This window comes from Shinella zoogloeoides (assembly GCF_022682305.1).
Lineage (GTDB): Bacteria > Pseudomonadota > Alphaproteobacteria > Rhizobiales > Rhizobiaceae > Shinella > Shinella zoogloeoides_B.
Map to the genome: position 1 here is coordinate 4,022,501 of NZ_CP093528.1, position 13,338 is coordinate 4,035,838.

The 13,338-nt window shown below is 56.2% G+C and carries 8 protein-coding genes, 1 tRNA gene, 2 rRNA genes and 2 pseudogenes; 5 read left to right on the plus strand and 8 right to left on the minus strand.

Going from position 1 to position 13,338, the window contains the following annotated elements; all coding sequences use genetic code 11:
* The first annotated feature begins 64 nt into the window (after positions 1 to 64).
* The 3 genes from MOE34_RS19925 (at position 65) to MOE34_RS19935 (ending at position 3,361) form a co-directional block, all read left to right on the plus strand.
* Positions 65 to 2,948, plus strand: a 23S ribosomal RNA gene (locus MOE34_RS19925).
* Between the two features lie 118 nt (positions 2,949 to 3,066).
* Positions 3,067 to 3,181 (plus strand): 5S ribosomal RNA (gene rrf / locus MOE34_RS19930).
* 103 nt (positions 3,182 to 3,284) lie between these two features.
* Positions 3,285 to 3,361, plus strand: a tRNA-Met gene (locus MOE34_RS19935).
* 101 nt (positions 3,362 to 3,462) lie between these two features.
* Here MOE34_RS19935 and MOE34_RS19940 read toward each other — a convergent pair.
* From MOE34_RS19940 to MOE34_RS19965, 6 genes and pseudogenes are all read right to left on the minus strand, one after another.
* Positions 3,463 to 4,569 (minus strand): annotated as a pseudogene (locus MOE34_RS19940) (IS3 family transposase).
* Positions 4,570 to 4,661: 92 nt separating this feature from the next.
* Positions 4,662 to 6,914, minus strand: coding sequence for a glycoside hydrolase family 2 protein (locus MOE34_RS19945; RefSeq protein WP_242218604.1), 2,253 nt, complete (start codon positions 6,912 to 6,914; stop codon positions 4,662 to 4,664).
* A gap of 179 nt (positions 6,915 to 7,093) precedes the next feature.
* Positions 7,094 to 8,176, minus strand: a complete 1,083-nt coding sequence (locus MOE34_RS19950) for an ABC transporter ATP-binding protein (RefSeq protein WP_160788203.1) — start codon at positions 8,174 to 8,176, stop codon at positions 7,094 to 7,096.
* Between the two features lie 11 nt (positions 8,177 to 8,187).
* A complete protein-coding gene (locus MOE34_RS19955; RefSeq protein WP_160788202.1) occupies positions 8,188 to 9,021 on the minus strand; it encodes a carbohydrate ABC transporter permease in 834 nt (277 codons plus the stop codon).
* The gene (locus tag MOE34_RS19960) at positions 9,018 to 9,878 is read right to left on the minus strand and encodes a carbohydrate ABC transporter permease (protein ID WP_187593227.1); all 861 of its coding nucleotides are present in this window, start codon (positions 9,876 to 9,878) and stop codon (positions 9,018 to 9,020) included. Before MOE34_RS19960 ends, MOE34_RS19955 begins: the two co-directional genes overlap by 4 nt.
* 120 nt (positions 9,879 to 9,998) lie before the next feature.
* Entirely contained in the window at positions 9,999 to 11,276 is a 1,278-nt protein-coding gene (locus MOE34_RS19965) for an ABC transporter substrate-binding protein (RefSeq protein ID WP_242218602.1), read from the minus strand.
* Between the two features lie 83 nt (positions 11,277 to 11,359).
* On the opposite strand from MOE34_RS19965, the gene MOE34_RS19970 reads away from it, so the two are divergent.
* Complete coding sequence (locus MOE34_RS19970; RefSeq protein ID WP_187593247.1) at positions 11,360 to 12,298, plus strand: helix-turn-helix domain-containing protein; 939 nt, start codon at positions 11,360 to 11,362, stop codon at positions 12,296 to 12,298.
* Positions 12,299 to 12,349: 51 nt separating this feature from the next.
* A pseudogene (locus MOE34_RS19975) lies at positions 12,350 to 12,549 on the plus strand (transposase); the annotation flags it as partial.
* A gap of 58 nt (positions 12,550 to 12,607) precedes the next feature.
* On the opposite strand, the gene MOE34_RS19980 reads toward MOE34_RS19975, so the two are convergent.
* Together MOE34_RS19980 and MOE34_RS19985 are read right to left on the minus strand one after the other, a co-directional pair.
* Complete coding sequence (locus MOE34_RS19980; protein ID WP_215281030.1) at positions 12,608 to 12,874, minus strand: conjugal transfer protein TraD; 267 nt, start codon at positions 12,872 to 12,874, stop codon at positions 12,608 to 12,610.
* A gap of 1 nt (position 12,875) precedes the next feature.
* Positions 12,876 to 13,202, minus strand: coding sequence for a conjugal transfer protein TraD (locus MOE34_RS19985; RefSeq protein WP_215281027.1), 327 nt, complete (start codon positions 13,200 to 13,202; stop codon positions 12,876 to 12,878).
* Between the last annotated feature and the right edge of the window lie 136 nt (positions 13,203 to 13,338).

The window sequence follows — 13,338 nt, forward strand, 5'->3', positions numbered from 1 at the left end:
TAGCCCTGCCCGCCGGCATTCCTGTTGGGATGGCGGCTAGATGGTGAGCATAGACAATGAGAACGATTAAGTGTCGTAAGGGCAATTGGTGGATGCCTTGGCATGCACAGGCGATGAAGGACGTGATACGCTGCGATAAGCCGTGGGGAGCTGCGAATGAGCTTTGATCCATGGATCTCCGAATGGGGCAACCCACCTTAAATGCTTGGAAAATCTGTTCTGTTGGCTTTTGGGCAAACGAAGTCGAAGACTTCGCAAGGCCAGAGGCCGTCGCCGGTTATCCGGCGCGCCGTCCGCAGGCCTTCGGCCGTGAGGACAACAGTTCAGGTTTCCAAGCATTGAAATAAGGTATCTTACCTTCGAATACATAGGGGTAAGAAGCGAACGCAGGGAACTGAAACATCTAAGTACCTGCAGGAAAGGACATCAACCGAGACTCCGCAAGTAGTGGCGAGCGAACGCGGACCAGGCCAGTGGCAATGCTGAATAAAGTGGAACGGAATGGAAAGTCCGGCCTTAGCGGGTGATAGCCCCGTACACGTAGAACAGGCATTGTCCTTGAGTAGGGCGGGACACGTGAAATCCTGTCTGAACATGGGGAGACCACTCTCCAAGCCTAAGTACTCGTGCATGACCGATAGCGAACAAGTACCGTGAGGGAAAGGTGAAAAGCACCCCGACAAGGGGAGTGAAATAGAACCTGAAACCGGTTGCCTACAAGCAGTCGGAGGCCGCAAGGCTGACGGCGTACCTTTTGTATAATGGGTCAACGACTTAGTGTAACTAGCAAGCTTAAGCCGGTAGGTGTAGGCGCAGCGAAAGCGAGTCTGAACAGGGCGTTCAGTTAGTTGCATTAGACCCGAAACCGAGTGATCTAGCCATGAGCAGGTTGAAGGTTGGGTAACACCAACTGGAGGACCGAACCCGCATCTGTTGCAATAGATTGGGATGACTTGTGGCTAGGGGTGAAAGGCCAATCAAACTCGGAGATAGCTGGTTCTCCGCGAAATCTATTTAGGTAGAGCGTCGACCGAATACCCTCGGGGGTAGAGCACTGGATGGGCTATGGGGACTCACCGTCTTACTGATCCTAACCAAACTCCGAATACCGAGGAGTACTAGTCGGCAGACACACGGCGGGTGCTAACGTCCGTCGTGAAAAGGGCAACAACCCTGACCTCCAGCTAAGGTCCCCAAGTCATGGCTAAGTGGGAAAGGATGTGAGACTCCCAAAACAACCAGGATGTTGGCTTAGAAGCAGCCATCATTTAAAGAAAGCGTAACAGCTCACTGGTCTAATTAAGGGGTTTTGCGCCGAAAATGTAACGGGGCTAAAGCCATGCACCGAAGCTGAGGATTGGACGCAAGTCCAGTGGTAGCGGAGCGTTCCGTAAGCCTGCGAAGGAGGACCCGTGAGGGCCTCTGGAGGTATCGGAAGTGCGAATGTTGACATGAGTAACGATAAAGGGAGTGAGAGACTCCCTCGCCGAAAGACCAAGGGTTCCTGCTTAAAGTTAATCTGAGCAGGGTTAGCCGGCCCCTAAGACGAGGCGGACACGCGTAGTCGATGGGAACCACGTTAATATTCGTGGGCCTGGTGGTAGTGACGGATTGCGTAACTTGTTCATCCTTATTGGATTGGGTGGGCAGGGAAGCGGTTCCAGGAAATAGCTCCACCGTATAGACCGTACCCGAAACCGACACAGGTGGTCAGGTAGAGCATACCAAGGCGCTTGAGAGAACTGCGTTGAAGGAACTCGGCAAATTGCACGCGTAACTTCGGAAGAAGCGTGACCCCAAGGCACGCAAGTGTTTTGGGGTGGCACAGACCAGGGGGTAGCGACTGTTTATCAAAAACACAGGGCTCTGCGAAGTCGCAAGACGACGTATAGGGTCTGACGCCTGCCCGGTGCTGGAAGGTTAAGAGGAGAGGTGCAAGCTTTGAATCGAAGCCCCAGTAAACGGCGGCCGTAACTATAACGGTCCTAAGGTAGCGAAATTCCTTGTCGGGTAAGTTCCGACCTGCACGAATGGCGTAACGACTTCCCCGCTGTCTCCAACGCAGACTCAGTGAAATTGAATTCCCCGTGAAGATGCGGGGTTCCTGCGGTTAGACGGAAAGACCCCGTGCACCTTTACTATAGCTTTACACTGGCATTCGTGTCGGCATGTGTAGGATAGGTGGTAGGCTTTGAAGCAGGGACGCCAGTTTCTGTGGAGCCATCCTTGAAATACCACCCTTATCGTCATGGATGTCTAACCGCGGTCCGTTATCCGGATCCGGGACCGTGTATGGTGGGTAGTTTGACTGGGGCGGTCGCCTCCGAAAGAGTAACGGAGGCGCGCGATGGTGGGCTCAGACCGGTCGGAAATCGGTCGTCGAGTGCAATGGCATAAGCCCGCCTGACTGCGAGACTGACAAGTCGAGCAGAGACGAAAGTCGGTCATAGTGATCCGGTGGTCCCGCGTGGAAGGGCCATCGCTCAACGGATAAAAGGTACGCCGGGGATAACAGGCTGATGACCCCCAAGAGTCCATATCGACGGGGTTGTTTGGCACCTCGATGTCGGCTCATCGCATCCTGGGGCTGGAGCAGGTCCCAAGGGTTTGGCTGTTCGCCAATTAAAGCGGTACGTGAGCTGGGTTCAGAACGTCGTGAGACAGTTCGGTCCCTATCTGCCGTGGGTGTAGGAATATTGACAGGATCTGTCCCTAGTACGAGAGGACCGGGATGGACATATCTCTGGTGGACCTGTTGTCCTGCCAAGGGCATAGCAGGGTAGCTATATATGGAATGGATAACCGCTGAAGGCATCTAAGCGGGAAACCAACCTGAAAACGAGTATTCCCTTGAGAGCCGTGGAAGACGACCACGTTGATAGGCCGGGTGTGGAAGCGCAGCAATGTGTGAAGCTTACCGGTACTAATAGCTCGATTGGCTTGATCGTTCTCATTGTTCATGCTCACCAGCCTCAAGAAGAGGCGGTGATGCCAGGCGTGTTCACAAACAAAGACAAACGAAGGTAACCCCTTCTACCAGCTTCTCAATTGATTGCCCTTAGCCGACCTGGTGGTTATGGCGGGGTGGCCGCACCCGTTCCCATTCCGAACACGGCCGTGAAACGCCCCAGCGCCAATGGTACTTCGTCTTAAGACGCGGGAGAGTAGGTCGCTGCCAGGTCTGCTAAAGGCAATCAATCAGTCTTCTCAAAACAATCCTCGGCCCAAGCCGATAACGGGCCGCCCTCAAAGCGGCCCTTTTGCATGCAAAACAAAACGAATAACGCGGGGTGGAGCAGCCCGGTAGCTCGTCAGGCTCATAACCTGAAGGCCGCAGGTTCAAATCCTGCCCCCGCAACCACTTCTGTCATAATTCGCTAGAAATCGAAGTGTAACAACAGCTTACACCGAAATCGGCAAACAACACAAAGCCCCGTGACGTTGCCCCCGATCAGCCCTCGTTCATAACTGGACTCTGTTCTCCTTGTGGTTCGATCTGGACCGGGTTGCACTCGTTTGGCGTGAGGCCACGCAGGCTCGTGTGCGGCCGGTGTTCGTTATAGTCGATCCTCCATTGTTCGATGATACGGCGTGCAGCAGCCATGCCGCGGAACAGGTGCTCGTTGAGACATTCGTCGCGGAAGCGGCCGTTCAGGCTCTCGACGAAGCCGTTCTGGGTGGGCTTGCCGGGCGCGATGTAGTGCCACTCGACGCGATGGTCCTCCTGCCACTGCAAGATCGCTCGCGACGTCAGTTCGGTACCGTTGTCGGAGACGATCATCAGCGGCCGACCGCGCGTCTCGACGATGGAGTCCAGTTCCCGCGCCACCCGCATGCCCGACAGTGACGTGTCGACCACGAGCGCCAGGCACTCGCGGGTGAAGTCGTCGACCACCACCAGGATGCGGAAGCGTCTGCCATCGGCGAGCATGTCGCAGACGAAGTCCAGGCTCCACCGCTGGTTCGGTCCCTGCGGCAGCGTCATCGGCGCCCGCGTGCCCAGCGCCCGCTTGCGACCACCGCGCTTCTTCACCGTCAGCCGCTCTTCCCGGTAGAGCCGGAACAGCTTCTTGTGGTTCAGCTCGATGCCTTCCCGCCGCAGTAGGATGTGCAGCCGCCGATAGCCGAACCGCCGCCGCTCAAGCGCCAGCTCCTTCAGCCGCGTCCGCACGGCGGCATCGTCCGGTCGCCGCGACGCATAGCGGTAGGTCTTCGGGTCGAGCCCGATCAGACCGCAGGCACGCCGCTGCGAATAGCACTTCTCTTCGATCGCCCAAGCCACGAAGCGCTTCCTTGTCCTGGGCGTCAGAACCTTCCCAGCGCTTCTTTCAGCGTCGCGACGTCCAACATCGATTCCGCTAGCAGCTTCTTCAGCCTGCGGTTCTCGTCCTCGAGGCTCTTCAGCCGCCGGGCGTCCGACACTTCCATGCCGCCATAGCGGTTACGCCAATTGTAGAAGCTTGCCTCCGAGATCCCGTGCTTGCGGCACAGCTCTGCAGTCGGGATTCCCGCCTGGTGCTCCTTCAGCACGCCGATGATCTGATCTTCCGTGAACCGGCTTCTCTTCATCTCCGTCTCCTTTCGACGGAGTCCAGTTCAAACCGAGGGCATTCAAGGGGGCAACGTCACCCGGACAGGAAAGCGCCGGGGTGTTTGCCAAGCTACAGTCCGACGGACACAACACGGATGCGTTCCCCGCCCAAACCCGGCCAGTAAACACCAATATCGATGTCTCCCGGCTCGCCATTCGCCTGTAGCCAGAACCCGACGATGCCACCACGAATGGGAACGATATTCGGTCCAAGAAGTATTGCGGGACCCGCAACATCGACCTCCATCGACCCTTCGAGATACGGCAGGACATTGCCGGTCTGATCGAGAACGCGCGCGATAACGCGCACAGTATCTCTTTCCATTGCGTTCAGACTGGTCTGATCTGCCTCGACCTGCAGCGTCGTCGGCACAGGAGCTGAAGACATCTGAACTGCCTTGACTGCCTCGCCGTTTATGTAGCCAACCAATGTTCCGTCCTGCCAACTCGAACCCCAAAGGCCCATCTCTTCAGGCCGGAAGTGGCGCTCGTCAAAGACAATCGGCGGGTGCGGCAAATGCGGATAGTTCTGGCGATCAGGCCCTGCCCGCTTGGACAACTGGTTGCCGTAGCGAAACTCGATCTCGTCGCAATTGGTCAAAATGATCAACGGCAGCACGCCGCCAATATTGCGCTCTCCTCGCGCCCAATAGGTCACAGGCTTCAAGACGACTTCATCGGAGGGGTCACATTGGCTTATGTAGGCATAGGCCGCGAACTTCGGCTCGCGGAACATGTCCATAACGCCATGATAACAGATGCGATCGCCTGAGCCGAATTCCTGGTGGGTGTTGTAGTCGAACATGCACCAGCCGATGCAACCTGAAACGTTCGGGTCGCCATGCATCGCATCAAGCACACGCAAATGGCGTGAAACATGCTCGGCCTGACGCTGCTCCTGGTCAGTTCGTTTCGTTGGATACATGTGGCCGTTGAATTCGGTCACCAGATAGGGAACCACCTTTGATAGTCCGGTTACCTCGCGCTGGTTGCGCAGCGCGACGTGTGGGCGGTTGTTGCCGGGCAGTTCTTCGGAGCCCTGACTGAAGTCGTTCATCGTATAAACGTCTTCAAGCAACTCGCTTTCATCGATATAGCGAACACCGCCCGTCTGGCGGGTCGGGTCAAGTTCGCGAGCAAGGCGATTGGTCTCGGTATAGAAGTCATGATCGTCCTGCGATTCATTGATGCGAACGCCCCAGATAATGATCGAGGGATGGTTCCAGTCGCGCTCTATCATACGGCGGACATTCTCGACCGACTCCGCCTTCCAGGCGGGGCCGCCAATGTGCTGCCAGCCCGGGATCTCTTCGAACACGAGCAGACCAATGCGGTCGCAATGGTCGAGGAAGTAAGTGGATTGTGGGTAGTGCGAGGTGCGCACGACATTGCACTTCAGCACCCGCTTCACCAGTTCGGCATCCTGTTCCTGTGCTGACCGGCCCATGGCGTAACCAACATAGGGAAATGACTGATGGCGATTGAGTCCCATCAGCTTCAGAGGCTTGCCGTTCAGAAGAAAGCCGTCCGGGGTAAATTCGGCAGTCCTGAAACCAAACTTGCTCGAAATCTGATCGGTGCCGGAGGTTGTCGTAAGTTCGACGGAAATCTCATAGAGAACCGGATTGTCGATATCCCACAGAGCAAGACCGGTCAGGTTATCAAACCGCAACAGCGCCGATGCGCCGTCGAGCGGAGCCGATACGGCAACTATAGCGCTACCCTCTCCATCTTTAAGCGTCGCAACGACAACGCCTTCAAGTGGGAGGTCTTGAGGATTGTCAAACCAGCAGCGAACCGATGCCGACTTGGCCGCTTCAAGCACATTGCCTGTCTCGACCTTCATCTTGGCAATCGAGACTGAGGACCGGATTTCAAGCCACACATCGCGGTAAATGCCAGCATAGGTCAGATAGTCGATCATCCCGCCGAACGGCGGAATTTCCGGGTTCTCGCTGCCGTCGATCTTGACCGTAATCAGATTATCGCCGTTCACCAGCAGGTCAGTCAGCCTGGCCTCGAACGGCGTATAGCCATCTTTATGTGCGGCCACTTGTTTGCCGTTCAGGCAGACGACGGCGTCGGCCATAGCGGCATCGAAACGCAGGACAACTTCCTTACCTTCGAACGCCGTCTGCCATGGCAGCTTCTTCTGATAGATGAATGCGTGCTGATAGCACTTCTCGTCAAAATAGTTGAAGGGAAGTTTCACTGCATTGTGTGGCAATGAAACTGCCTCACCATCCCACAGTTCCGCGATCAATTCAGGAACGAAATGATCGTGGAATACCCAGTCATCAGATATTTTTTGCACCGCACGCATAGTATCTAATTCATCCCTTCATGTTTTTTGCAGACACAAGAGTGCCATGGCAGAACTACTCTGCATGGCAAAGAACGCATTTCGAATAGGTAATGTTTTGATCTTCGTATCTATTATGACAGTGCCATAGTCGATGCGAAAATGCTGGACGATGCCCTGCTCTCTAGGCTCGTCCTTTGTTAGTAGAGGCGCGCGCCATTCTTGGCGAACAATAGAGCGCGTTTCGCCGGGATACCAACCGTGAGGCGCTTATCGTCGACGTAACGGAATTCGTGGCGTTCGATAATCAGCGGCTCTTTTGTTCCCGTGCCAACATAGACATAGCTTGTGGCGCCGAGATGCTCGGCAACATCAACGTTGAGCACGATGTCACAATCACCCGCGCCGGCAGAAGCAAAATGCTCCGGCCGCAGCCCCAAAATTACATCCGTTCCCGGCGTCGGTATGTCCTTCAGAGGCAGGGTCAGGTGTGCGCCGCCTTGGTTGACCAGCTCAACGGTCACAGCGCCGGCAGCCGCATTGACTACTCTCGCGGCAAGGAAGTTCATCTTCGGCGAGCCGACGAAACCGGCAACAAACATGTTGGCCGGATTGTCATAAAGGTCTAGCGGGCGGCCAATCTGCTCTACATTACCACCGCGCAGGACGACGATCTTATCCGCCAGCGTCATCGCTTCGGTCTGGTCGTGGGTAACGTATATCATGGTCGCGCCCAGCTCCTTGTGCAGCCTCGCGATCTCGACGCGCATCTGCACCCTGAGCTCCGCGTCAAGGTTGGACAACGGCTCATCGAACAAGAATACTTGCGGCTCCCGCACGATCGCGCGTCCGATAGCAACTCGTTGGCGCTGGCCACCTGATAGCGCTTTTGGGCGGCGCTCCATTAAGTGACCGATCTGCAATATCTCTGCGGCGTGCTTGACCCGGCGATTGGTGTCTTCTTCCGGGTTACCGTTCATGCGCAGACCGAAGGCGAGATTCTGGCCGACGGTCATATGCGGGTAAAGCGCATAGGACTGGAACACCATGGCTATACCACGGTCGGCCGGCTCGACATCATTGACGACGCGATCGCCGATGCGCATCTCGCCGCTACTAATATCCTCCAGGCCCGCGACCATGCGCAACAGAGTAGACTTGCCGCAGCCAGATGGGCCGACGAAAACAACGAACTCACCAGAGGCGATCTCGATATCGACACCCTTGACTATTTCTATCGCGCCGTAGCGCTTAACGACTGATTTGAGCGAAAGACCAACCATGGTTCCAATCCCTACTTGACCGCGCCTGCAGTGATGCCGGCCACGAAATGACGTTGCAAAAGAAGAAAAACGGCGATCATCGGAGCGGTTAGAAGCACTGCTCCTGCCATGATGCCACCCCAACTGACCTTGCTCGGCCCAATGAGGCTACCCAGTGCGACCGGCGCAGTGAACATGGTACGATCACTGGAGATCAGCAGCGGCCACAGATAGTTGTTCCAGCTGTAGAGGAAGAGGATGATCGACAGCGCCGCCATCGTTGGTCGGGCCAGAGGCAGAGCGACACGGAAAAAGATGCGCCATTCGCTGACACCTTCGACACGAGCTGCGTCGAAAAGCTCGGCGGGCATCATCGTGAAAGCCTGTCGCATGAAAAGAACGCCGAGCGAGTAGAATAGCGGCGGACCGATCAAAGCAAACCAAGTGTTGCCCAGCCCGAAATCGCGCGCAACCATCACAAACTGCGGGATCACGACGACGAAATAGGGCAACGTTATCGTGCCTAGAAGAATGGCCAGTACCAGTGATTTGCCAAAGAACCGGTACCGCACCAGTGCCCACCCGGCCATGGCCGTCAGCATGACTGACAGTATGGTATAGATGATGCCGACGACAATCGATACGAACATGGCGCGCAGAAAATCGGTATCTGCCTGCAGGTTGCTGATATTGTCGAAGAAGCTTGTGCCAAACCACAGAACAATGTTGGGCGAAAAGATCGCGTGGTCGGGCAATGTGGCGAACACTGCCATCATCCATAACGGGAACACCCAGATTAGCGCGAGCGGGATGAGTAGTGCGTGCAGGCCAATGGCCCGCAGTCGCTGTTGTCTAGACTTGCTCATTTCGGTTCCCTAGTCAGCCAAAGTTGAACCATTGAGATCACCACAGCCAACGCAGCGATTGCATACGCGATGGTTGAGGCATAACCAAAGTTGCCCGAGGTGAAGCCTTGCCGATAAAGCAGCACACCGAGCGTTTCGGTCGCTGACCCTGGTCCGCCACGGTCCGTGATCAGGAAAGGTTCGGCAAAGAGCTGCATAGCGCCAATGATCGACATCACAGCGCAGAAGGTGATAATCGGTTTCAGTAGCGGCAGCGTGATATAGAAGAACTGTTTTACCTTGGATATCCGTTCGAGCGTTGCCGCTTCGTAGACGTCTTCAGGAACAGATTGCAGACCAGCAAGGATGATGATCGCGTTATAGCCTGCCCAGCGCCAGGTGACCGCCATAATAATGACAGCCATTGCTGCGGTTGGGCTCGTAAACCAGCTAATGCCGCCGATCCCTACTGTTTCAAGCAGTTTGTTGACGACACCGAAATCGTCGGTGAACATGAGCCTGAAAACAGCCGCATACGCGACTTCACCAACGACGATTGGCGCAAAAAAAGCAAAACGGAACAGACCGCGGGCCTTGAGCGCCTGCGAATTCAGCAGCACCGCCATCAACGTCGCCAGCGCGATCATTATCGGAACCTGGATAACCAGGATCAGCAGCGTGTTTTTCAGCGCGTTAAAAAAGTCTGGATCATTGAACAGCCGCGACCAGTTTGCCAGCGGCGCAAACCTCCAAGGGTTCACCCGCGTCACGTGTAGCGAGATAATAAATGAATTGATGATTGGCCAAACCCAGAAAGCCAAGAAGATCAATAGGTAGGGCAGCAGAAATGCGTAAGCTGTGCGGTTGTTGCTGCGCATGTCGTCTCCTTTAGTTTTTTGGAGCCCAAAGGTTATTTTCTGCAGCACGCTGCAATCCCGCAAAAATGCGGGATTGCGCGGCTAGGGTCAGGCGGGAGAAGACCTGACTACCCAACAAACCTAGTGGGCGATTTCCAGTCCGGTAGCGGACGAGATCTGCTTGGCCGCATCGTCGAGCGCCGTCTTGGCATCAGGGTATCCGCCTTCAAGATATTTCACCTGAACAGTGCGGTAGGCCGACTTAGCGTCCTGATAGAAAGCCGTGCCGCGCGACGGCCTGATCCTCGGCAGACCGGACAGGATGTCTACCCATATGGCTTGGTCACCCCAATAGGGCTGCTTCTCGTGCACATAAGGATCGTCGAGGGCCGAGATCAACGAAGGCACAAGCCCATAAGCCTTGAGCATGGAGATCTGCCCTTCGTTGGTGCCAAGCGTGTAATTCAGATACGCATAGGCAGCTTCCTTGTTCGCGGAAATCGAGGTGATACCCAGAGCCGATCCACCAACGTTGGCCGCATGCAGGCCATCGGCGGTCACGCTCGGCATGGTATAGACGCCCCACTTGCCCGCCAAATCAGGAGCATTGGTGCGCAACGTGCCCTCATACCAGCCACCATACATTTGGGTGGCCACTTTGCCGGCGACGACCGACTGGATTTTCTCATCCCATTTTGCGGCAGAGATGGTTCCAGTATCCTTGAGCTTTTTTATCGTATCCAGCGTTGAAACACAGGCAGGCTGGTTGATCGTGATTTCGCTCCCGTCATCCGAGAAGTAGTTGCAGCCCTGCTCGTTACCGATCATGCGCATGAATTCGTCGTCGCCATTCAGGTCGGCCTGACTCATCACCACGCCCGGATTGGCTTCAGATATCTTCTTGCCGGCGGCGATAAAATCATCCCAGGTAACGATCGTGGCGGGATCGACACCAGCCTTTTCATAAAGATCGCGCCGGTAGAACATAACGACAGGACCAGTGTCCCACGGCATGGCATAAGCCTTGTCTCCAACTTCCAGTTCGGTCCGCTTGAATTGCGGAAACTTGGCCTGAACCTCAGGCGTATAACCCAAAGCCTTCAGGTCGGTGAAGCAGTCTGGAAACTGGCTCCAGAAGCTTTCCGCGTCGCCATTCTGAATGGTGACGATATCAGGCAAGCCAACACCGCCTGCGGCGCATCCAGCCAGCGTCTTGTCAAAAACCTGCGCGTTGCCATAATCCTCGACGATGATCTTCACGTCTGGATGTTGCTTCATGTACTCGGCTGCGGTCGTTTTCAGCGATGATGCCGCGATATTCCAGCTCCAGATCCTGATTTCCGTTGATTGTGCGAATGCCGTGCTCGCGCTAAAATTGGTCAAAAGTGTCAGCGCGGCACACCCGATGATGGTGCGCATGATTCCTCCCATTTCGATTGCTCTTCCTCTCGGAGCGCCTGAATTTTACGGGATGGGCAACGGCTGTCTTGGCCGAAAGGGCGATAAACTTGTCCAAAGGTAAGGTTAGCGGACGCACCTACTATCAGCTAAACGCCAACAGTGTGGAGGGCACTCCGAGCGTACTGCAGACGTTTCATCACCCGCCGTTGGTTATGCGCCAACCCCATTGGCATGCGCAGGTCGAGGTCAATTTTATCATGCGCGGTTGGGTGCACTATCGCATGGCTGACTATGACCTGCGTCTGGTCGCTGGCGATATGGCGCTGTTTTGGGGCGGACTGCCGCATCATATGGACGACGCTTCCACTGATCCGATCTACGCCGGCGCGCATCTTCCTCTGGTGCATTTTTTCCGGCTGCGTTTGCCAGGCGAAGTCCAACGCCGGCTGATTGCGGGCTCTACCCTGCTCATTAAGGCAACAGACGCTTCAGATGTCGCCAATTTTCCACGCTGGGACCGTTACAATAGATCGGGTGATCCGCTACGAGCGCAACAGGCGGTGAGCGAGTTACTGCTTCGACTGGAGCGGGTGCGTTTCGAACCTTTCCAATTGGTCCCCCGCGTCAAAGATGATATTTCTCCGGCTCAAACTGCGGAGCAATTTTCGTCCCGCAAAATCAGTCTGATGTCTGCTTTCATTGCGGAACATTTCCTCGATAACATCGAATGTAACGACATTGCTGCTGCCGCCGGCCTACATCCGAAATATGCGATGAGCCAGTTCAAGAAGTCGACTGGTATGACATTGAACGATTACTTGAACCTCATGCGCCTTTCTTATGCTCAGGCAAGGCTGCTCAACAAAGACGCCAACATCTTGCATGTCGCTATGGATAGCGGTTTTGGGTCTCTCAGCGCCTTCAACAAAAGCTTCCGCAAAATTGCTGGGATGTCGCCCTCTGATTTCCGCAAGCAAGGAACGGCCTTGGTGCCTCAGCTCTTTGACAAATTAGTGTCTGCTCCAAAAAGAGGTGAGTGATTTCAGCGGGTTGTGATTCTGTCGGATTGCTGAGATTCGACGGAGATCATTATGCCCTGGACCGAAACCGCTCGCCCTCACTATGAACCGCGCTGCCGTCGCTACGCAAGCGACCTGACGGACGCGGAGTGGGCGCTGGTCGAGCCGTTGATGCCGACGCCGAGCGGATCGGCCGCCCCCGCAAGACGGACCTGCGCGAGGTCGTGAATGCGCTGCTTTACATGGCGTCATCGGGCGGAGCATGGCGGCTTGCCGCGCGATGGCGGTCGGCGCTGCGATATGTTGGGTCTCCGCGCCGCCCGCCATCGGTCATGCCCGATCCTGCGGCGGCTGGATTCCGTCATGTGTATCCGCCGGAGGTTCCACCGCGAACGCCTCTTTCCCCTTTTCGGCCCACAGTTCGCGCGCCCGTTCACCGTCCTCGCTGTTGAGCTTTTCGGCCATCCAGATCATCGCGCCGTAGATCATGGCGCGGTCGTCGCCGGTCAGGTCTACGATCCCGGCCTTGACGACAAGGCCGCCGAGTTCGATCAGATGCCGGGTGCGCTTGCGGCGTTCGACCTGCCATGTGCGCATGTCATGTCGCGCCCGCGCCGCCTGATGCCGATTGCGCGCCGCCCGGTTGCGTTTGAGCGCCGCCACTGTCGCGGTCAGGCGCTGATGAAGATCGCCGCGACTTGCCGCGAAAGAAAGCCGCGCCGCGCTTGGCCCACGCCTCCCTCTTCCCGGCGTCCTTGGTTTCGGCCAGCACGACGAGCGCACCGGCCAGTTCATCGGCGGTGAGGGCATCGGCTCCGGTAGCGATCACCAGTTCGCCAAGCCCTGTCACCTTGAGCGCTTTCAATTCCCGCGCCCTGTCTTCCAGCGCCTTCAGTTCCGCGTCATAGTCCCGTGGTTTGCGCATTGCGGCCTCCATCATCCCTACAAGCTGTTGATGCAACGATGATAGTTGCGCGGACAGCAGAAGGCAGTAATGTTGCCGGGACGGTGTGGCACGGGCCGGTCCATCCCGAGATTTTTTCGAGGGAGGGCGCGCTTAT

Coding starts and splice junctions, on each gene's coding strand:
- MOE34_RS19945 (WP_242218604.1), bottom strand. CDS start 6,914: ATGCGTGCGGTGCAAAAAATATCTGATGACTGGGTATTCCACGATCAT.
- MOE34_RS19950 (WP_160788203.1), bottom strand. CDS start 8,176: ATGGTTGGTCTTTCGCTCAAATCAGTCGTTAAGCGCTACGGCGCGATA.
- MOE34_RS19955 (WP_160788202.1), bottom strand. CDS start 9,021: ATGAGCAAGTCTAGACAACAGCGACTGCGGGCCATTGGCCTGCACGCA.
- MOE34_RS19960 (WP_187593227.1), bottom strand. CDS start 9,878: ATGCGCAGCAACAACCGCACAGCTTACGCATTTCTGCTGCCCTACCTA.
- MOE34_RS19965 (WP_242218602.1), bottom strand. CDS start 11,276: ATGCGCACCATCATCGGGTGTGCCGCGCTGACACTTTTGACCAATTTT.
- MOE34_RS19980 (WP_215281030.1), bottom strand. CDS start 12,874: ATGCGCACATGGCAGGTCGAACGCCGCAAGCGCACCCGGCATCTGATC.
- MOE34_RS19985 (WP_215281027.1), bottom strand. CDS start 13,202: ATGCGCAAACCACGGGACTATGACGCGGAACTGAAGGCGCTGGAAGAC.